The sequence below is a fragment of the Ancylobacter sp. Lp-2 genome, from assembly GCF_020523795.1.
Lineage (GTDB): Bacteria > Pseudomonadota > Alphaproteobacteria > Rhizobiales > Xanthobacteraceae > Ancylobacter.
This window is the reverse complement of the sequence record NZ_JAJALI010000007.1, coordinates 263013-282032: the sequence shown is the minus strand read 5'-3', so window position 1 is coordinate 282032 and position 19020 is coordinate 263013. Positions and strand designations below refer to the sequence as shown.

Annotated in this window: 16 protein-coding genes; 4 read left to right on the top strand and 12 right to left on the bottom strand. The window is 69.3% G+C overall.

Annotation, left to right across the window (positions count from 1 at the left end; all coding sequences use genetic code 11):
- Nucleotides 1–2: 2 nt before the first annotated feature.
- The 10 genes from LGR54_RS18440 to ccoN all read right to left on the bottom strand — a co-directional run bounded on the left by LGR54_RS18440 (nucleotide 3) and on the right by ccoN (nucleotide 12883).
- Nucleotides 3–3416: an acyl-[ACP]--phospholipid O-acyltransferase gene (locus LGR54_RS18440; RefSeq protein WP_230363432.1), complete on the bottom strand. Its 3414-nt coding sequence runs from the start codon at nucleotides 3414–3416 to the stop codon at nucleotides 3–5.
- A gap of 82 nt (nucleotides 3417–3498) precedes the next feature.
- Nucleotides 3499–4563: an MFS transporter gene (locus LGR54_RS18435; RefSeq protein WP_230363431.1), complete on the bottom strand. Its 1065-nt coding sequence runs from the start codon at nucleotides 4561–4563 to the stop codon at nucleotides 3499–3501.
- A 74-nt stretch (nucleotides 4564–4637) separates the two neighbouring features.
- The gene (ccoS, locus tag LGR54_RS18430; RefSeq protein ID WP_230363430.1) at nucleotides 4638–4796 is read right to left on the bottom strand and encodes a cbb3-type cytochrome oxidase assembly protein CcoS; all 159 of its coding nucleotides are present in this window, start codon (nucleotides 4794–4796) and stop codon (nucleotides 4638–4640) included.
- Nucleotides 4793–7042: a heavy metal translocating P-type ATPase gene (locus tag LGR54_RS18425; protein ID WP_370638234.1), complete on the bottom strand. Its 2250-nt coding sequence runs from the start codon at nucleotides 7040–7042 to the stop codon at nucleotides 4793–4795. Before LGR54_RS18425 ends, ccoS begins: the two co-directional genes overlap by 4 nt.
- A gap of 10 nt (nucleotides 7043–7052) precedes the next feature.
- The gene (locus LGR54_RS18420; protein WP_230363428.1) at nucleotides 7053–7556 is read right to left on the bottom strand and encodes a FixH family protein; all 504 of its coding nucleotides are present in this window, start codon (nucleotides 7554–7556) and stop codon (nucleotides 7053–7055) included.
- Nucleotides 7557–7560: 4 nt separating this feature from the next.
- Nucleotides 7561–9036: a cytochrome c oxidase accessory protein CcoG gene (gene ccoG, locus LGR54_RS18415; RefSeq protein WP_230363427.1), complete on the bottom strand. Its 1476-nt coding sequence runs from the start codon at nucleotides 9034–9036 to the stop codon at nucleotides 7561–7563.
- Between the two features lie 337 nt (nucleotides 9037–9373).
- A complete protein-coding gene (gene ccoP, locus LGR54_RS18410) occupies nucleotides 9374–10252 on the bottom strand; it encodes a cytochrome-c oxidase, cbb3-type subunit III (protein WP_230363426.1) in 879 nt (292 codons plus the stop codon).
- A gap of 2 nt (nucleotides 10253–10254) precedes the next feature.
- Nucleotides 10255–10410, bottom strand: a complete 156-nt coding sequence (locus LGR54_RS18405) for a cbb3-type cytochrome c oxidase subunit 3 (protein ID WP_230363425.1) — start codon at nucleotides 10408–10410, stop codon at nucleotides 10255–10257.
- A gap of 10 nt (nucleotides 10411–10420) precedes the next feature.
- Nucleotides 10421–11185: a cytochrome-c oxidase, cbb3-type subunit II gene (gene ccoO / locus LGR54_RS18400; RefSeq protein ID WP_230363424.1), complete on the bottom strand. Its 765-nt coding sequence runs from the start codon at nucleotides 11183–11185 to the stop codon at nucleotides 10421–10423.
- 12 nt (nucleotides 11186–11197) lie between these two features.
- Nucleotides 11198–12883, bottom strand: a complete 1686-nt coding sequence (gene ccoN, locus LGR54_RS18395) for a cytochrome-c oxidase, cbb3-type subunit I (protein ID WP_370638233.1) — start codon at nucleotides 12881–12883, stop codon at nucleotides 11198–11200.
- A 282-nt stretch (nucleotides 12884–13165) separates the two neighbouring features.
- Between ccoN and LGR54_RS18390 the strand changes: the two genes are divergently transcribed.
- The 4 genes from LGR54_RS18390 (at nucleotide 13166) to cysG (ending at nucleotide 16547) form a co-directional block, all read left to right on the top strand.
- Nucleotides 13166–13453 carry a hypothetical protein gene (locus LGR54_RS18390; protein WP_230363422.1) on the top strand — a complete coding sequence of 96 codons (288 nt, stop codon included), beginning with the start codon at nucleotides 13166–13168 and terminating at the stop codon, nucleotides 13451–13453.
- Nucleotides 13454–13517: 64 nt separating this feature from the next.
- Nucleotides 13518–14171, top strand: coding sequence for a peptide-methionine (S)-S-oxide reductase MsrA (gene msrA, locus LGR54_RS18385; RefSeq protein WP_230363421.1), 654 nt, complete (start codon nucleotides 13518–13520; stop codon nucleotides 14169–14171).
- A gap of 252 nt (nucleotides 14172–14423) precedes the next feature.
- Nucleotides 14424–14921 (top strand): TIGR00645 family protein, encoded by a 498-nt coding sequence (locus tag LGR54_RS18380; RefSeq protein WP_230363420.1) that lies wholly within the window; start codon nucleotides 14424–14426, stop codon nucleotides 14919–14921.
- Between the two features lie 171 nt (nucleotides 14922–15092).
- Entirely contained in the window at nucleotides 15093–16547 is a 1455-nt protein-coding gene (gene cysG / locus LGR54_RS18375; RefSeq protein WP_230363499.1) for a siroheme synthase CysG, read from the top strand.
- Between the two features lie 51 nt (nucleotides 16548–16598).
- Here cysG and hisG read toward each other — a convergent pair whose 3' ends face one another.
- Both hisG and LGR54_RS18365 read right to left on the bottom strand, forming a co-directional pair.
- On the bottom strand, nucleotides 16599–17585 hold the full coding sequence (gene hisG / locus LGR54_RS18370) for an ATP phosphoribosyltransferase (protein WP_230363419.1): 987 nt from the start codon (nucleotides 17583–17585) through the stop codon (nucleotides 16599–16601).
- On the bottom strand, nucleotides 17582–18700 hold the full coding sequence (locus tag LGR54_RS18365) for an ATP phosphoribosyltransferase regulatory subunit (RefSeq protein WP_230363418.1): 1119 nt from the start codon (nucleotides 18698–18700) through the stop codon (nucleotides 17582–17584). Before LGR54_RS18365 ends, hisG begins: the two co-directional genes overlap by 4 nt.
- Nucleotides 18701–19020 lie beyond the last annotated feature (320 nt).

The window sequence follows — 19020 nt, the reverse complement described above, 5'->3', positions numbered from 1 at the left end:
GCTCACGCCTCGCCGCTGCGCGGCGCGACGGTGCGGGCCGCGATCGCCTCGAGCGCCGTGCGCCGCGCCGCCATGAAGTCGACCTTGCCCGAACCCAGCAACGGCAAGCTGTCCATCGGCAAAATCTCGGCCGGCATCATCAGCTCGGTCGCGCCGATCTCGCGGCCATGCGCCTGCAGTGCCCCGCGGGTCAGGTCGGTAGCGGTGGTGAGCAGGAGGATGCGTTCGCCCTTCCTCGCATCGGGAACGGCGACGGCGACATGCTCGGCGTCCGGCCGCAACGCCGCCACCATGGCGTCGACGGCGGCCAGCGAGACCATCTCGCCGGCGACCTTGGCGAAGCGCTTGGCGCGGCCGCGAATGGCGACGAAGCCCTCCTCGTCGAGCGCGACGATATCGCCGGTGTCGTGCCAGCCCGCCTCCGGCGGCTCCAGCACGCCCGGCGCTTCGGCGCGCAGATAGCCGATCATGATGTTCGGCCCCTTCACGTGCAGCCGGCCGCCCTCCTCGATACCCGGAACCGGGTCGAGGCGATGGCGGATGCCTGGCAGGATGCGCCCGACCGTGCCCGCCTTGTTGAACATCGGCGTGTTCACCGCCACCACCGGCGAGCATTCGGTGACACCGTAACCCTCCAGGATGCGGTGGCCGAAGCGCTCCATCCACACCCGCCGCGTCTCCGCCTTCACCGGCTCGGCGCCGGCGACCACGAAGCGCAGCGAGCGGAAATCATAGGGATTGGCGGTGCGGGCATAGCCGGCGAGGAAGGTGTCGGTGCCGAAGATCGCCGTGGCATTGGTGGCGTAGACCAGTTCCGGAATGATCCGGTAGTGCAGCGGCGAGGGATAGAGGAACGTCTTGGTACCGGAGACGATGGGCAGGATCAGCCCGCCCAGCAGGCCGAAGGAGTGGAACACCGGCAGCACGTTGAAGATGATGTCCGCCGGAGAGAAATCGATGCGCGCCGCCACCTGCGCCACGTTGGACAGCACGTTGCGATGGCTCAGCACCACGCCTTTCGGCACGCCCTCGGAGCCGGAGGTGAACAGGATGAAAGCCGGTCCGTCCGGGTCCATCTTCACCGGCAGCCGCGCCGGCAGCAAACCCTTCAGCTTGTCAGGCGTGGTGATGCTGGCGCGGACATCCTCGGTCATCACGATCCGCACGTGCTTTTCGAGCTCGGCGAGTTCCGCCTCCAGCCGCGCCTTCTCGATGAAGGCGCGCGAGGTCACGACGGTGGTGAGCTTCGCCGTCTTGCAGGCGGAAACAAGGTTGGCAGCGCCCGCCGTGTAGTTGAGCATCGCCGGCACCCGGCCGTGCCGATGCAGGCCGAGCAACACCACGGCGATGCCGGCGGCGTTGGGCAGCAGCACGCCGACCGTCTCGCCCGGCCCGGTGAGGGCGGCGAGCTTGGCACCGAGGATCTTCGCGCCGAGGAACAGCTTGCTGTAAGTGAGCTGGGTGCCGAGCGGATCCTCGACAATCATGCGCTTGCGGCCGAGCCGATCGGCGGTCGCCTCCACCGCCTCGTAAAGCGTGATGCCGGTATGGCTGGTCTCGAAGACGAGATCGCTCATCACGTCGTAGAGGCCGGCGCCCGCCGCCCGGCGCCGCTTGCGGCCGAACAGCTCGGGATCGACCTTCAGCCGACGCGGCGGCAGGATGGTGACGCGCACCTTGGGGAACCAGCGCTTGCGGGTCTGGTCCGTGGTCAGGCGCGAGAACGGGGTCTGCTCCAGCCCCTCGATGCGCACCGGGACGATCTGCGCCTCCGACTTGTCGGCGATCAGCGCCGAGCCGTCATAGATCTTCATGATCGAGCCGGTGACGGTGATGCGCCCCTCGGGGAAGATCACCAGCGTCTCGCCCTGCTGCACCAGGCGGATGAGATCGCGGGTGGCCAGCGGCCGGGTCGGGTCAAGCGGGAAGGCGCGCACCATTTTCAGGAACGGCTTGATCCACCAGCGCTGGGCGATGCCGGCATCCACCGCGAAGATCGGATCGTTGTCGAGCAGCGCCATGATCAGCGGCGCGTCGAGGAAGCTCACATGGTTGATGGCCACCACGGTGCGCTCGCCGGAGGCACGCAGATGCTCGGCGCCGGTCACCTCGACACGGAACGCCACCCGGAAGATGACGCGGATCAGGTCGCGCAGCACATGCCCCTGGAAGGCGCGCCCGACGGCGATGGCGACCAGCAGTGTGGAGAGGCCGATCAATATCATCAGCAGCGGCACGCCGGCGCCGGCGAATTGCAGCAGCGCCACGAGGACCGCCGCTGCTGTCATGAAGGCGGCATTGAGGACGTTGTTGGCGGCGATCACGCGCGCCCGCTGATCCTCCGGCGCCTCGCTCTGCACATAGGCGAAGGTCGGCACCACGAAGGCACCGCCCGAGGCGGCAAGGCCGGTGAGCGTAAGGGCGATCCAGGGACCGCCATCGGTGGTCAGGAACTCGCGCCAGCCGATCAACGCCGCCGGCGCCGGCTCCCCGGCGACGCCCCAGGCGATGAGCAGCGCGAAGATGCCGAGCGTGAGACCGGAAAGCGGCACCAGCGCCAGCAATATGTGGCCTTCCGACAGCTTGGCCGCCAGCGTCGACCCAATGGCGACGCCGACGGTGAACAGCAGCAGGAACAGGGTGACGACGCTCTGGTCGCCGCCGATATTCTCCCGCACCATGGTCGGCAGCAGCGACAGCACCACCGCTCCGACCAGCCAGAACCAGCTGACGATCAGCGCGCCGATCCACACCGGGCGGCGGGTCCTAAGCTCTCCGAGCAGCCGTGCCGTAGCACGGAAGATGTTCGCGTCGATGCGCAGGTCCGGCGCCGCGGGGCCGGTCGGCGGGATGAAACGCGCCGCCAGCCAGGTCAGCACCGTCACCGCGAAGGTGAAGATGGCGACCGACCACTCGCCGGTATGGGTGATGGCGATGGCACCGCCCAGCGTGCCCGCGAGGATGGCGATGAAGGTTGCCATCTCGATCAGCGCATTGCCGGAGACCAGTTCCTGCTTGGCGAGATGATCCGGCAGGATGCCGTATTTCACCGGGCCGAACAGCGCGCTGAGCGCGCCCATGAAGAACAGGCCGACGAACAGCAAGGGCAGCGACTGCAGCACGAAGCCGATCACCGCGACGAGGATGATCCAGATCTCGGCAAATTTCAGCCGGCGCGCCACCAGCGCCTTGTCGTAGCGGTCGGCCAGTTGGCCGCCGAGCGCCGAGAGCAGGAAGAAGGGCAGGATGAACACGCCGCCGGCGGCGGTGACGAGAGCCCCGCCATGCGTCTCGCCAAGCCCGTAGAGAATGAGCAGGGCGAGTGCGTTCTTCACGAAATTGTCGTTGAACGCGCTGAAGAACTGGGCCCAGAATAACGGTGCGAAACGCCGTGCCGTCATCAGCCGCGTGAACATCCGGCGCATCCTCTCACTTTTGTTAGTGAACGATCACTTACAAAATCGGCTGCGCGCCGTCAATCGGTACCGTGCCGTCAGGTCACATCGCGCCGAGGAGAACGCCGGCAAGGGCAGCGAGGAGAATCGCGCCGTCGTGAAGGGCGAGCCGGGCACGGGAACTCGGCCCCTGCGCATGCAAAGCGAGCGTCGTGCCGAAGGTGGCCAGCGACCAGCCGGCCCCGACGCCCAGGAACGCAAGGGCAAGCCCGCCGACATCGCCCGTCAGACGGGTGGCCGCCAGGCCGGCGACCGCGAGCGCCAGTCCGGCGACCGCGACGCGGAAGGCGCCGAAACGTTCGGCCAAGACACCGCCCGCCAGCGCCGGCGCGTACATCGCCACCACGTGCCAGGCCACGAAACCGGTGACCGCCGGCCCCGCCACGCCGCAGGCCACGAGGCCGAGCGGCACGCCGGACATGGCGGCGCTCATCGCGGCCCAGGCGAGCGCGGCAATCAATGTCGGGGGCCCCCATGCACGCCAGCCGGCCACCGGACGGCGTACCGCCTCGACCGGATCGACGGCGTGCGACACACGTGCCTCCGGCAACAGAACGGCAAACAGCAGCACGCCGAGTTGGGCGAGCGCGGCGGCCAGCAGCGTGCCGACGAAGGCAAAAGGCGTGAACAGCCCCTCGGCCCAGCCCGCCAGAGCCGGACCGATCAGGCCCGCCAGCACGCCGGCGCCCATGAGCTTGCCGACCGCCGCACTGCGCCCGCCGGCGCCTGCCCCGAAGGCGGCGGCATGGCGGTAGAACATGCCGAAGCCCTGCGCCGCGCCGAGCCAGGCGCAGCCGATGACGAGTTCCCGGAAGGACGCGGTGTAGAGGCCGTGGGCGCCGATCAGACCGCCCGCGACGCCGAGGCCGGCACCGAGCGCGAAGCCCGCGCGGCGACCGAAGGCATCGAGCAGGAAGCTCGCCGGCACGCTCGCCGCCGCCGCGCCCAGCAGAAGCGCCGCCAGCGGCAGCGCGGCAAGGCGCGGATCGGGGGCCAGCATCGCCCCGGCGAGCGGTAGCACGCCGATGGTGAGCGCCTGTGCCAGCACCACCAGCGCGAAGCCGACGGCCAGCCTCGCTTCTCCCGGCGCTCGGCGCAGCGGCCTCACGCCGTCTTCCGGGCAGGCGCACCCCAGCCGGCCGGCGCGAGCCTCGGACATACCGACGCGAAAGCTCTCGGCGCTCATGGAGCGGGGCTTCCGAGATCGTCGTCGCCAAGCACCCGGACGGCAGCCCCGTCGAGATCGTCATACTGCCCGGAGCGCAGCGTCCACATGAAGGCGGCGAGCCCGGTGAGGCCGAGGCCGAGCGCCATGGGCAGCAGATAGACCAGCACGTTCATGATCCGGCCCCCTCTCCGGCGCCGATCCCCGGCGCCCCCCGGGCACGCAGGGCGTTCAGCGTGACGATGACCGAGGAACCCGACATCGCCGCCGCGGCCACCAGCGGGGTAACGAAGCCGGCAATGGCGAGCGGCACGGCGAAGAGATTGTAGATCACCGCGATGATCAGGTTCTCGCGCATCAGCTGCCGCGCCTTGGTTGCCACGGCGATGGCCGCGGCGACCGGCACCAGCCGCTCCCCGAGGAAGACGAGATCGGCCTGGGCGCGGGTGACGTCGGCAGCGGCGATGGGCGACATCGACACCGGAGCGGCGGCGAGAGACGGCGCATCGTTGATGCCGTCGCCGACCATCAGCACCCGCCGGCCCTCGGCGGCGAGGCGTTGCAGCGCCGCCATCTTGTCGGCCGGCGTCGCCCCGCCCTGCCACGCGTCGATGCCGAGCGCCCGGGCCACGGGGGCCACCGCCACTGGCCGGTCGCCGGAGACGATGACCAGCGACTTGCCCATCTCGCGCAATCGCCTGACCACCTCGACCGCATCGGAGCGCAGGGTCTGGCGGATCGTCAACAGCGCCTTGCACTCCCCTACCCGCAAGGCGACGAAGGAGGCATCGATATCCTCGGTGGCGACCAGCAAGTCCCAACACCCGCAGAATTCCGGGCTACCGAGCCGGGCGAGCACACCTTCCACCTCCGCCTCGACACCGCAACCGGCGACTTCGCGCATCTCCGGATAAGGCGTCGCCCCGGGCACCGCGGCGGCCACCGCGCGAGCCAGCGGATGGGTCGAACCGACGGCGAGCCGGCCGGCAATGGCCAACAGATCCGGGGAGAGCCGGCCTGCATGGGCGAGATGCGGCTCGGGAGCGGTGAGCGTGCCTGTCTTGTCGAAGACAATGGTATCGATATCAGCCAATCGCTCGAAGGCGTCGCCGGCATGGATCAGCACGCCCGCGCGCATCAGCGCGCCGGAGGCCACCACCTGCACCGCCGGCACGGCGAGCGCCAACGCGCAGGGGCAGGTAATGATCAGCACCGCCACCGCGATCAGCATGGCCTGATGCAGCGAGGCACCCGCGATAAGCCAACCCACCAGCGACAGCGCCGCCGTCGTGTGCACCATTGGCGCATAGAGCCGGGCCGCGCGATCGGCGAGGCGGACATAACCGCTGCGTGCGGTGGAGGCGCGCTCCAGCAGCCGCTCGACTTCGACGAGGAAGGTATCCTCGCCGGCGGCGGTGGTGCGCAGTTGCAGTACCCCGTCATGGATCAGCGCGCCGGCATGCACCATCCCGCCAGCGACGACATCGCGCGGCAGCGTCTCGCCGGTGACGAGGCTTTCGTCGATGGCGGCGCGGCCGGAGACGACGACGCCGTCGACCGGCACTCGCTCGCCCGCCCGCACCAGCACCCTGTCACCGGGCTTCACGGCGGCGGCCGGCACCAGCGTCACCGCCCCGGCCTCGTCGAGCCGGTTCGCCGTCTCGGCCTTCAGCGCCGCCAGGTTCGAGGCCTCGACGCGGGTCTTGCGGCGCATCGCGTGGTCGAGATAGCGGCCGGTGAGCAGGAAGAACAGCAGCATCACCGCCGAGTCGAAATAGGCGTGCTCGGCGTGATGCAGCGTCTCGTAGACGGACACGCCGAGCGCCAGCATGACGCCCAGCGTGATCGGCACGTCCATGTTGAGTGCGCGGTTGCGCAGCGCCCTCAGCGCGCTCTGGAAGAAGGGCTGGCCGGCATAGGCGCAGGCCGGCAGCGCGATGAGCGCCGAGAGCCAGTGGAACAGGTCGCGCGTCTCGGGATCGATGTCGGCGATGTTGCCCGACCATACCGACACCGACAGCAGCATGATGTTCATCGCCGCGAAGCCGGCCACCGCGAGGCAGCGCAGCAGATGGCGGGAGATGTTGCGCTCGATCTCCTCCGCCTTGTCGGTGCCGAAGGGATAGGCCTTGTAGCCGATGCCGGCGAGCGTGGAGAACACGGCGGCGGGATCGGCGGCCTTGCTCCACGCGACGGCGAGACGGTGGCTGGTGTAGTTCAGCCGGGCGGCGGCGACACCGGGCAGCGCCTCCACCGCATCCTCGATCTCATCGATACAGGCGGCGCAGTCGATCCCCTCGACCGCGAAGTCCATCGCCGGCCGCCCGTCGGCCTCCTCGCGCAGATAGAGCGAGAGGTCCGGTGCGGGCGGAGCCTGTCGAGAGATTGGGCCCCCGGCGGGCAGGTCGAGCACCCCATCCATGCTCATGGCGTTACCTCGTGATCACGCGGTTCTGCGAACGGAACAGCCGCTCGCCGTCGCGCGACAGGTCGATCATCAGCTCCCACTGGCCGGCGGGAACGACGGGATGCGCCGTCCACCGGCCCGTGCCGGCCGGGTCGGCTTCGATGACGAGATCGAGCCGGCGATCGGTCGGATGATGCAGCACCGCCGCCAGCTGCAGCCCGGGAAGGGGCTGGCCGTCGGCATCGCGGGCGCTGACCTCGAAGATGCCGTCGGCGATATGGGCAGCCACCTGCCAGTGCCGCGCCGCCTGTCGCGCGGCGGCATCCGCTTCCTGCGCGAAGAGCAGTCCGGCCTTGTAGGAGCTTTCCGTCTCCACCCCGCCGAAGCTCGACAGCGCCGCCCGCACCAGCAGGCCATTGGCCAGGAACACCACGCCGAAGAAGCCAAGGAAGCAGAACAGCACTGTGCGTCCGGTAAGCGGACGACCACTTGCGGGCACAGGGGCGGACGGCAGCGGATGCACGGCCATGGCTCTAGGGTCCCTTGAAATGATCGGCGACCGAGACGGTCTCGCCGCCGGCGACATCGGTGAGGTGGAAGGTGACCGGCAGCGAGGCATTCGCCGGCAGCCGGGCCGCGGTCGAGACCAGCACGCGCAGTTCGTAGGTCTGGTCGGGACCGACCGAGACCACGGGATCGGCGCCGGGGGAAGCGGCCTCGCCGATCACCTCCAGCCGCGCCTCGGGCACGCCCTCGACCGACAGGGCGAAGCGGCGCGGCACCAAGAGCTTGTTGACCAGCCGCAGCGTATAGCCGTTGCGGATCGACCCGTCCGACAGCTGGACGAAGAGCGGGTTGCGGTCGTGGATGACCGACAGCCCTTCCGAGCCGCGCGTCGCCAGCACGAGCGCCATCAGCCCGCTGATCAGCACGATCAGCGCCGCATAGAGCACGGTGCGGGCGCGCAGCCACCGGTAGACTGGCGCCTCGCCGTGCTGGCGGCGCTGCACGTTCATCTCGGTGTCGTAGGCGATGAGGCCGGTGGGGCGGCCGATCTTCTTCATCACCGTGTCGCAGGCGTCGATGCACAGGCCGCACTGCACGCAGGAGAGCTGCAGCCCCTGACGGATGTCGACGCCGGTCGGGCAGGCCGCGACGCATTGCCGGCAATCGACGCAATCGCCGCCGGGCAGGCCCTTCAGCCTCAGCGCCTCAGTCTTCTTGAACGAGCCGCGTGGCTCGCCGCGGTCGTAGCGATAGGTGACGTTGAGGGCGTATTCGTCGGTGAGCGCCGCCTGGATGCGCGGCCACGGGCACATATAGGTGCAGACCTGCTCGCGCATGTGGCCGGCGAGCACATAGGTGGTGGCGGTGAGGATGCCGATCCAGACATAGGCGAGCGCCGGCGCCTCGCCCTTGATCAGTTGCATCACCAACGTCGGCGCGTCGGCAAAATAGAGCACCCAGGCGCCGCCGGTCCACCAGGCGACCATCAGCCAGAGCACATGCTTGGCCGCGGCCTCGAAGGCGCGCCGGCTGCGCGAGGCGGTCTTCAGCTTCTCGCGGCGCTGGCGCGGATCGCCCTCGACCAGCCGCTCGATGGTCTGGAACAGGTCGGTCCACACCGTCTGCGGGCAGAGATAGCCGCACCACACCCGGCCGGCCACCGCGTTCATCAGGAACAGCACCAGCGCGGCGAGGATCAGGAGCCCGGTGAGGTAGTAGATCTCCTGCGGCCAGATCTCGATGAAGAAGAAGTAGAAGCGGCTATTGGGAAAGTCGACCAGCACCGCCTGCGAGGGCGCGTCCGGCCCGCGATGCCAGCGCACGAAGGGCAGCAGGTAGTAAATGCCGAGCGTGACGACGAGCAGCGTCCACTTGATGCGCCGGAAGGTGCCGCGAACCGCAATCGGGTAGATCTTGCGCCGCGCCTCGTAGAGCGGGGCGTCGTCGTCCGCCGGCGGGACAGCCTGCGGCGCGGCGGCGCGAATGAGATTGACGGTAGCCATGTTCGTTTCCCGGCAGGCAGCGACGCTGGCGCGCCGCCGCTCCTCTTGTACCGGCCCCGTCCTCGCTTTTGATCCGGGCGATGACGGGCGGGAAAATGCTTATGCGGCGGGATGTCGCCGGGACGTCCCATCGCGTTCGCGGAGCGCGAGGAAGCCCGCCAGAACTGCCGCTGACGGGCGACGAGGCTCCCTCTCCCATTGGGGAGAGGGATGGGGTGAGGGGGCCTCCCGGCTTTCCAACCGCGTAGCCCCTCACCGACCCGCTGCGCGGGCCACCTCTCCCCGACGAGGAGAGGATAAGGAAAGAGGAGGGAGAGGACGCGTGAAGGAAGCCCCCCTATTGCCCGCCGCCCAGCGTGTGGACGTAGACGGTGAGCGCCTTGAGCGTGCCGTCGTCGAGGCGCCCCTTCCAGGCCGGCATCAGGCCGGCGCGGCCGTTGCTGATGGTCTGGATGAGGGTGGCGCGGTCGGAACCGTAGAGCCAGATCGGGTCGGCGAGGTTGGGCGCGCCGAGTTCCGGATTGCCCTTGCCCTCGGGACCATGGCAGGCGGCGCAATTGGCGGCGAACACCGCCTGCCCCTTATCGACCTGCGCGTCCGCCGCCGGCGGCAGGCCGGCGAGGTGGCGCACATAATCGGCGGCGGCGACGATGTCGGCGCGCGGAAGCATGCCGTCGCGACCGAAGGCCGGCATGTCGCCGACATGCGCGTCGGGATCGGCCGAGCGGGCGCCGTGCTGGATGGTGGCGTGGATCTGCTCCAGCGTGCCGCCCCACAGCCAGTCGTCATCGTTCAGGTTCGGATAGCCCTTCGTCCCGGCGGCACCACTACCATGGCAGGGCGCGCAATTGTCGCCGAAGGCGGCGCGGCCCTGGGCGCGGGCGAAGGCGAGCAGCTCGGGATTCTGCTCGATCTCCGGCAGGCTGGCGGCGGCCAGCTTGTCGGCGAACACCGCGCGCTGCGCCCGCAGCTGGGCGAGGTCGGTCTGGATGGCGTCGCGCGACTTCCACCCCAGCACGCCATAGGTGTAGCCGGTCACCAGCGGCCAGGCCGGGAACAGCAGCCAGTAGACCACCGCCCACAGGATGCAGGCGTAGAAGGTCCACAGCCACCAGCGCGGCAGCGGGTTGTTGAGCTCGCGGATCCCGTCCCATTCATGGCCGGTGGTGGAGACGCCGCTATGGGCGTCTATCTCGTGGCGATGCGTATCGGCCATGATCAGTCCTCGCTGAGAGGCAGGCGGGCGGCCGCGTCGAACTCCTGCCCGCGCCGGGGCGACAGCGCATAGGCGAGCACGCAGGCGAACAGCGCGACGAAGTAGAGAAGACCCCAGGTCTGGGCGAAGGCGGCGAGCGCGCTATAGGTCTCGTTCATGTGCGGGGCCTCACCTGATGTTGGCCTTGTCGTCGTACAGCCGGAAGTCGACCATGGTGCCGAGCGCCTGCAGATAGGCGATCAGCGCGTCGGCCTCGGAGACGAAGGCGGGGTTGCCGTCGAAGTCGCGGATCTGCGCGCCGGGATAGCGGGCCTGAAGGGCGTCGGCGTCCGCGGCATCGGTGGTCGCCTGGGTGCGCAGGTCGGCCTGCGCCGCGGCGATCATCTCCTCGGTGTAGGGCACGCCATAGAGGGCGTTGACCTTCATGTCCTGGCCGATGTCGGCGGCTTCCAGCCGGTCCTGCGCCAGGAACGGATAGCCGGGCATGATCGAGCCGGGCACCACCGAGCGCGGGTCGGCGAGGTGCTGGCGCTGCCACTCGTCCGAATACTTGCCGCCGACGCGGGCGAGGTCCGGTCCGGTGCGCTTGGAGCCCCACTGGAATGGGCGATCATACATGCTCTCGGCCGCCAGCGAGTAGTGGCCGTAGCGCTCCACCTCGTCGCGCAGCGGGCGGATCATCTGCGAGTGGCAGTTGTAGCAGCCCTCGCGGACATAGATGTTGCGGCCGGCAAGCTCTAGCGGCGTCCAGGGACGCACGCCGGAGACCTTCTCGATGGTGCTCTTCAGGTAGAACAGCGGCACGATCTCGACGAGGCCGCCGACGGAGATCACCAAGAGGATGCCGATAACCAGCCAGATCGAGTTCTTCTCGAAGAAGGCATGCTTCTGCCAGAGCGACTTGCGGGGGGCGGGCGTGGTTGCGGTTGTCATGATGCGCGCTCCTCACTCGGCCGGCAGCAGGGCGGGATTCTGGGCGGGAGAGACCGCGGCCTCGACGTCCGGCGAGCGCACGGTCATCCACAGGTTGAAGGCCATGATCAGAGCGCCGAGCAGGAATAGCACGCCGCCGATCGCCCGGATCACATAGAAGGGGTGCATCGCCTCGACGGTCTCGATGAAGGAATATTCGAGGAAGCCGAGCGAGGTGTAGGCGCGCCACATCAGGCCCTGCAGGATGCCCGCCACCCACATCGCCGAGATGTAGAAGACGATGCCGAGCGTCGAGATCCAGAAGTGCCAGTTGACCAGCTTCAGAGAATAGAGCTGGCGCCGGTTCCACAGCCACGGCACCAGGCAGTAGATGGCGCCGAAGGAGACGTAGGCGACCCAGCCCAGCGCGCCGGAATGCACGTGACCGATGGTCCAGTCAGTGTAGTGGCTGAGCGAGTTGACCGACTTCACCGACATCATCGGCCCTTCGAAGGTCGACATGCCGTAGAAGGCCACCGAGACGACCAGCATGCGCAGCACCGGGTCGGTGCGCAGCTTGTCCCAGGCGCCGGACAGCGTCATCAGCCCGTTGATCATGCCGCCCCAGCTCGGCATCCACAGGATGATCGAGAAGGTCATGCCCAGCGTCTGCGCCCAGTCGGGCAGCGCGGTGTAGTGCAGGTGATGCGGGCCGGCCCAGATGTAGATGAAGATCAGCGCCCAGAAATGCACGATCGACAGCCGGTAGGAATAGACCGGCCGCTCCGCCCGCTTGGGGATGAAGTAGTACATGATGGCGAGGAAGCCGGCGGTGAGGAAGAAGCCCACCGCGTTGTGGCCGTACCACCACTGCACCATCGCATCCTGCACGCCCGACCAGACGATGTAGGACTTCGGCGAATAGATCGACACCGGCACGGCGGCGTTGTTGCCGAGATGCAGCACCGCGATGGTGACGATGAAGGCGAGGTAGAACCAGTTCGCCACATAGATGTGCGGCTCGCGCCGGCGCCAGATGGTGCCGAGGAAGACCAGGAGATAGGTCACCCACACCACGGTCAGCCACAGGTCGGCATACCATTCCGGCTCGGCGTATTCCTTGCCCTGGGTGATGCCGAGCAGGTAGCCCGTGCCGGCCACCACGATGAAGAAATTGTAGCCGAGCACGACGAACCACGGCGCGAGATAGCCGACCAGCCGGGCATGGCAGGTGCGCTGCACCACGTAGAACGAGGTGCCGATCAGCACGTTGCCGCCGAAGGCGAAGATCACCGCCGAGGTGTGCAGCGGCCGCAGCCGGCCGAAGGCGGTCCAGGGCAGGTCGAAATTCAGCGCCGGGAAGGCGAGCTGGAAGGCGATGATCACCCCGACCAGGAAGCCGGCGATGCCCCAGAACACCGCCGCCACCGTGGCGAACTTCACCGGGCCGACATTGTAGTTGGGCCGGCCGTCGATCTCGCGCGCCGGCAGTGCCGCCGGCCGCTCGACATGATGGTTGATGATCACGAAGACGGCGGCGATGCTGGCCAGTGCGGTCAGATAGGCATGAAAGGCATAGGCTGCCGTTTCCGCTCCCGAGGCCACCGTGAGCGAGGACAGGGCCAGCAGCACGAAGGTCGCCGCCAGCCCGCCCTCGCCGAAGGTGAGGCTCTTCTGAATTTGCCGGGGCACCCCGACGGGATCCGGCGCCGCGCCCATTGCCGCTTGTGGCATGAAACCCTCCACCGCCCGGCGCCGAAGCGGCGCAGGCGTCTTCCACAGTCCGGCCGGACCATCGGGGCGGAGGCGCAAGGCAGCCTTGATTCACATCAACTCTAAGGAACATCACGGACCCGTGCGCCGGGCGGCGGAATGACGCGGTATTGCCTCGCCGCCCCCCGGCGCTTAGACAGGCCACGTCTTGCCGGGCGGGCGAGAAGCGCGGGGACCCGCTCCCGGACGGGCTCCCTCCGCCGGGCACGAGGTGGAAAAGGACTGAGCATGATCCGCTTCCTGCTGCGCTTCCTCGGCCTGTGGCTGCTCGCCGGCGGCTTCGTGGCGCTGGTGCTGGACGGCACCCGCTCCATCGCCTCCTCGCGCGTGCTGTTCACGCCGCTCGGCGACGCCTGGGCGGCGGTGAGCGCGACCGGGCTGGGGCGAGCGCTCGACGCCGAACTGCCGGCCGCCGGCTGGCAGAGCCTGGCGACGCCGCTGATGCAGGCGCCGCTGGCGGCGGTGCTGGTGGCGATCGGCCTTGTGCTGATCTTCATCGGGCGCAAACGCGCCTGAAGCCCCCTCGCAATCGCGCCGGCCAATCCCCATATTGGCGAGCGGAAAAGCGAGGGACGACAACATGTTCTTCTTCAAGAAATCGCTGGAACTGCCCACCCCGTCCGAGGCGCTGCCGGGACGGGCGAGCCCGCTGCCGACGGCCGCGACGCATTTCGTCAACGGCCATGCGCTCAAGGGCCCCTATCCGGAAGGGCTGGAGACCGCCATCTTCGCGCTGGGCTGCTTCTGGGGCGCCGAGCGCAAGTTCTGGCAGACGCCGGGCGTGTGGGTGAGCGCGGTCGGCTACATCAACGGGCCGACGCTCAATCCTACCTATGACGAGGTCTGCTCGGGCCGCACCGGCCACACCGAGGCGGTTCTGGTGGTCTTCGACCCCAAGGTGGTGAGCTACGAGGAACTGCTCAAGCTGTTCTGGGAATCGCACAACCCCACCCAGGGCATGCAGCAGGGCAACGATATCGGCACGCAGTACCGCTCCGGCATCTACACGCTGTCGCCCGCGCAGCAGCAGGCGGCGGAGGCAAGCCGGGCCACCTATGACGCCGCGTTGAAGGCGCAGGGCTACGATCCCATCACCACCGAGATCGTGCCGGCGCCGGAATTCTACTTCGCCGAGACCTATCACCAGCAATACCTCGCCAAGAACCCGAGCGGCTATTGCGGCCTTGGAGGCACCGGTGTCTCCTGCCCGATCGGCACCGGCGTCGGCGCCTGAGATCGCTCCTTTCCTGTGAATGAACGCGACGGCCGGGAGAGTTCTCGGCCGTTGTCGTTTCGGCGGCCCCGCTCATGACCTGGACACCTGCCGGCGCGGGGGCTTCCGCCCGCCGCAACGTGCGACACCGTCCCCGATCCGCCGCTGCCCCCTTGAACCTCCCGCCGCGTCATGCCACCCCTCTTCGCATCTGCGAGAAGGCGGCGCCGGCGAGCGGCGCCGGACACGGGCCAGACGGAGAACGAGCCGGACATGGAAAAACTGATCGAACGCTTCATCTTCGTCAGCCGCTGGATCATGGCGCCGTTCTATATCGGCCTCGTCATCGCGCTGGCGGTGCTGCTGTACAAGTTCGGCATCGAGCTCTGGCACTTCGTCAGCCATGCCAACGGCTTCGACGAGAACGACACCATTCTCGGCATCCTCGCGCTGATCGACCTCACCTTCACCGGCAGCCTGGTGATCATCGTCATCTTCTCCGGCTATGAGAACTTCGTCTCCAAGATCGACGCCGAGGGCCATGCCGACTGGCCGGAATGGATGACCAAGGTCGACTTCGCCGGGCTGAAGCAGAAGCTGCTCGCCTCCATCGTCGCCATTTCGGCGATCGCGCTCTTGAAGGCGTTCATGAATCTCGACCGGGGCGTCGACGAGAAGCAGCTGACCTGGCTAGTCATCATCCATGTGGTGTTCGTGGTCTCCGGCGTGGTGCTGGCCTGGACCGACAGGCTGTCCGAAAAGAACCACTGAACGTCGTCCATCCGCGCCGCGTCCGGCGTTCACCGCCGGCGGCGCCGTGGTATAATGACGGTTTACCGCGCAGCCACGCTGCGCCCCGACGCCGATACGAGACATCCTATGGCCGACCCCACGGGCGATTCCCCCTCCCCGCGCCGCCCCGCCGAGCAGAGCGGCGGGCGCATGGCGCCGCTCGCCCGGCTGCCGGTGTTCTTCGCGCTGGAAGGCCGGCGGGTGGTGCTGGCCGGCGGCTCCGATGCCGCCGCCTGGAAGGCCGAGCTGATCGTCGCCACCGGGGCGCAGCTCGACATCTACGCCGCTGACACCTCCCCCGCCCTCGCCGCCCTCGCCGACGAGGCCGGCGGGCGCATCGCGCTGCACCCGCGCGACTGGGCCCCGGCGGATCTCGCCGGCGCCGCCCTCGCCATCGGCGCCATCGAGGACGACAGCGAGGGCGAGCGCTTCGCGCAGGCGGCGCGGGCCGCCGGCGTGCCGGTGAACGTGGTGGACAAGCCGGCCTTCTGCGACTTCGCCTTCGGCGCCATCGTCAACCGCTCGCCGCTGGTGGTCGGCATTTCCACCGACGGCGCCGCCCCGGTGTTCGGCCAGGCGGTGCGGGCGAAAATCGAATCGGTGATCCCGCAAGGCTTCCGCCACTGGGCCGAGGCGGCACGGGTCTGGAGGCCCTTCGTCGCCGCGCTCGGGCTCGGCCATCACGGGCGGCGGCGCTTCTGGGAACGCTTCACCCGCCACGCGCTGGAAACCCCCGACGCCGCCCCGGACGATGCGCTACGCGACGTGCTGCTGGCGCGCTCGCGCGCCGAGCGCGACGAGGAGGGACGCGGCTCCATCGCGCTGGTCGGCGCCGGGCCGGGCGACCCGGAGCTGCTGACGCTGAAGGCGGTGCGGGTGCTGCAGGCCGCCGACGTGGTGCTCTATGACGATCTCGTCGCGCCGGCGGTGCTCGACGTCGCCCGGCGTGAGGCGAAGAAGACGCTGGTCGGCAAGTCCGGCTACCGGCCCTCCTGCAAGCAGGACGACATCAACGCGCTGATGGTGTCGCTGGCGAAACAGGGCAAGCGGGTGGTGCGGCTGAAGGGCGGCGACCCGATGGTGTTCGGCCGCGCCGGCGAGGAGATCTCCGCCGCCCGCGCCGCCGGCCTGCCGATCGAGGTGGTGCCGGGCATCTCCGCCGCGCAGGGCGCCGCCAGCCGGGTGGCGGTGTCGCTGACCCATCGCGACCATGCGCGCCGGCTGCAATTCATCACCGCCCATGCCCGCGACGGCAAGCTGCCTGTTGACCTCGACTGGACGGCGCTCGCCGACAAGGCGGCGACCACGGTGGTCTACATGCCCCAGCGCACCTGGGGCGAGCTCGCCGGAAAGGCGATGGCCGCCGGCCTCGATCCGCATACCCCCGCCCTCGCCGTGTTCTCCGCCACCCGTCCGGAGGAATTCCGGGTGGCGGCGACCGTCTCGACGCTCAAGGATAAGCTCGCGATGGCACTGGCGGATAAGTTCGGCGCCGCCTCGCCGGGACCCTGCCTGATCCTGTTCGGCTTCGCCATCGGCGAGGCGGAGGATTTCGCCGCTGCACGAATGGCGGAACTCGGCACCGACCGGGCGGCGCGAGGCTGAATCTCGAGCACTTTCTTGTCGATCAGGCGATTCCACCCGATCGGAAAGGCTCTAGCCCAGCCGCGCCTCCAGCTTCTCGAACAGCGGGTTCTCGGCGGCGAACACATAGTCGAGCGGGCCGACCGAGACGCTCGACGCCCCCTTCTCGCGCAGGAACACCGCAAGGCCATGCAGCGTGTCCGGCGGGCAGTGCAGCGTCACCATGCCCGACGAGGTCGGCGCACCGAACGGCGCCACCGCCCGGAAGCGCTCGACCGCTTCAGTGACGATGGCGGTGTCGCAGGCGGAAAACCGGGTCTTCACCTCGCGCATGGTGGCGGCACGCTTGGCTGCCGTCACCCGATCGAACAGCGCGCGGGCCGCCGCGCGGGCTCCCGCCGTCCACGGCGCGTTCAGCGAGGCGACGAGATTGGCCTCCGAGCGCAGCATCACGCCGTCGTCAATCACCTTCAGCGCATTGGCCGCCAGCGTGCCGCCGGTGGTGGTGATGTCGACGATCAGCTCCGCCGTACCGGCCGCCGGGGTGCCCTCGGTGGCGCCCAAGCTCTCGACGATGCGGTAGTCGACGATGCCGTGGCGGGCGAAGAAGCCACGGGTGAGATTGAGATATTTGGTCGCCACCCGCATGCGGCGGCCGCGCGAGGCATGGAAATGCGTCGCGACGTCGTCGAGGTCGCGCATGGTGCGCACGTCGATCCAGGCCTGCGGCACCGCCACAACGACATTGGCGTGACCGAAGCCGAGGCCCTCGACCAGCAGCACCTTGGAATCGGCGTCGGGGATGTTCTCCCGCACCAGATCCTCGCCGGTGACGCCGAGATGCACCGCACCGGCGGCGAGCTGCGCGGCGATCTCCGAGGCCGAGAGGAAGGCGACTTCCACGCCCTCGACGCCGGTGAGAGTGCCGCGATAGTCGCGGGCGCCACGCGACTGTGCGAGCGTCATGCCGGCGCGGCCGAAGAAGGCCGAGGCGTTCTCCTGCAGGCGGCCCTTGGAGGGGACGGCGACGATGAGCGAGGAATGTTGCAAAGCGCTCATGACCGCGCCTCCAGCGCATCGAGCCGGCCGAGCCAGACGGCGAAGCCGACCGCCGGCACCGGGGTGGGTGCGCCGAGCCGGGACAGCAGACCGTCATAGCGGCCGCCGGCGACCAGCGGGGTGTCGCCGCCATTCTCGTGCAGCTCGAACACCATGCCGGTGTAATAGTCGAGCGGACGGCCGAAGGCGGCGGCGAAATGCAGCCGCTCGATCTCCACGCCCTGGGCGGCGAGGAAATTGGTGCGGGTCTCGAAGGCGTCGAGCGGCGCGGCGAGGTCGAGCCCGGCGTCGGCGGCCAGCGCCCTGAGTGCACGGGCGGCGGCATCCGGCTCGCCGGCAACGGCGAGATAGCGTTCCAGCACCGCCACCTTCTCTGGCGGCAGGCCCTCGGCATCGCCGGAGGCGGCCTGCTCGAGGAAGCGCTCGGCGATCTCCGACACCGAGCGGCCGGCGACCGTCGAGATGCCGGCGATCGAGATGAGGTCGGTGACGAGGGCGTGCGCGGCCGCCTTGTCCGAACCGGCCAGCGCCTTGAGCACTCCGGCATGGGCGGCGACCCCGCCGCCGGCCGGGCGCTCGCGCAGCATGGCGAGATCGGCGCCGAGGTCGCCGGAGCGGGCGAAGTCTTTCACCAGGCGCCGCCGCCAGCCGGGCGGCAGGTCGAGCGCGTCGAGCAGGGCGGCGAACAGGCCGGCGTCGCCGAGGCGGACATTCGGCTCGGTGACGCCCCACAGCGCGGCGGTCTCGAGGCCGAGCGCCAGCAATTCGGCATCCGCCGCCTCGCGGTCCGGCCGGCCGAAGGATTCGACGCCGGCCTGCAGGAACTCGCCATTATCCGCATCCGAGCGGAACACCGGGCCGAGATAGGAGAAGTCGCGCGGCTGCGAGGCGCCGTCGGCGATATAGAGCCGGCACACCGGCAGGGTGATGTCCGGGCGCAGGCAGAGCTCGCTGCCATCCTCGGCGACGGTGACGAACATGGTGCGGCGCATCGCCTCGCCGGAGAGGTCGAGGAAGGCGTCGGCCGGCTGCAGCACCGGCGGGTCGACACGCCCATAGCCGGCGCGGTCATAGAGCGCGAGCAGCTCCTCGGCATGGATCGGGGCGGCGGTCATGATCTCGTCTCTGGCATGCGCGCCGGCCCGGAAGGAGGCTCCCCGGCCGGCATCGGGTCCGCGGCTTCTAGCAAAGCGGGCCCGCCGGGTCCATGCACGGCGCGTGACATGGTTGCCGGAAGGGTGCGGCGGATACGCCGAAGGCTCCGCGCCGCGAGCGGCCGGAGGTCTGGGCGGGCGCCTCACCCCGCACCCCAGGGGCATGCGGGACCGTGTTTTCCCTTGCGCCCGAAGGGCGCGCGGGACGCCGGGCCGGATCCCTCCGGCGGTCGCCTGCACCGAGGTTTGAAAGGTGGTGCAAGCCTTTAGTCAACCAACCG

What these genes read in the sequence shown, in the direction of transcription:
- LGR54_RS18420 (WP_230363428.1), bottom strand. Translation starts at nt 7,556, where the DNA reads ATGGCCGTGCATCCGCTGCCGTCCGCCCCTGTGCCCGCAAGTGGTCGT.
- LGR54_RS18365 (WP_230363418.1), bottom strand. Translation starts at nt 18,700, where the DNA reads ATGACCGCCGCCCCGATCCATGCCGAGGAGCTGCTCGCGCTCTATGAC.
- LGR54_RS18425 (WP_370638234.1), bottom strand. Translation starts at nt 7,042, where the DNA reads ATGGATGGGGTGCTCGACCTGCCCGCCGGGGGCCCAATCTCTCGACAG.
- ccoO (WP_230363424.1), bottom strand. Translation starts at nt 11,185, where the DNA reads ATGACAACCGCAACCACGCCCGCCCCCCGCAAGTCGCTCTGGCAGAAG.
- msrA (WP_230363421.1), top strand. Translation starts at nt 13,518, where the DNA reads ATGTTCTTCTTCAAGAAATCGCTGGAACTGCCCACCCCGTCCGAGGCG.
- LGR54_RS18440 (WP_230363432.1), bottom strand. Translation starts at nt 3,416, where the DNA reads ATGTTCACGCGGCTGATGACGGCACGGCGTTTCGCACCGTTATTCTGG.
- ccoP (WP_230363426.1), bottom strand. Translation starts at nt 10,252, where the DNA reads ATGGCCGATACGCATCGCCACGAGATAGACGCCCATAGCGGCGTCTCC.
- ccoS (WP_230363430.1), bottom strand. Translation starts at nt 4,796, where the DNA reads ATGAACGTGCTGGTCTATCTGCTGCCCATGGCGCTCGGCCTCGGCCTC.
- ccoG (WP_230363427.1), bottom strand. Translation starts at nt 9,036, where the DNA reads ATGGCTACCGTCAATCTCATTCGCGCCGCCGCGCCGCAGGCTGTCCCG.
- ccoN (WP_370638233.1), bottom strand. Translation starts at nt 12,883, where the DNA reads ATGGGCGCGGCGCCGGATCCCGTCGGGGTGCCCCGGCAAATTCAGAAG.
- hisG (WP_230363419.1), bottom strand. Translation starts at nt 17,585, where the DNA reads ATGAGCGCTTTGCAACATTCCTCGCTCATCGTCGCCGTCCCCTCCAAG.
- LGR54_RS18405 (WP_230363425.1), bottom strand. Translation starts at nt 10,410, where the DNA reads ATGAACGAGACCTATAGCGCGCTCGCCGCCTTCGCCCAGACCTGGGGT.
- LGR54_RS18390 (WP_230363422.1), top strand. Translation starts at nt 13,166, where the DNA reads ATGATCCGCTTCCTGCTGCGCTTCCTCGGCCTGTGGCTGCTCGCCGGC.
- cysG (WP_230363499.1), top strand. Translation starts at nt 15,093, where the DNA reads ATGGCGCCGCTCGCCCGGCTGCCGGTGTTCTTCGCGCTGGAAGGCCGG.
- LGR54_RS18380 (WP_230363420.1), top strand. Translation starts at nt 14,424, where the DNA reads ATGGAAAAACTGATCGAACGCTTCATCTTCGTCAGCCGCTGGATCATG.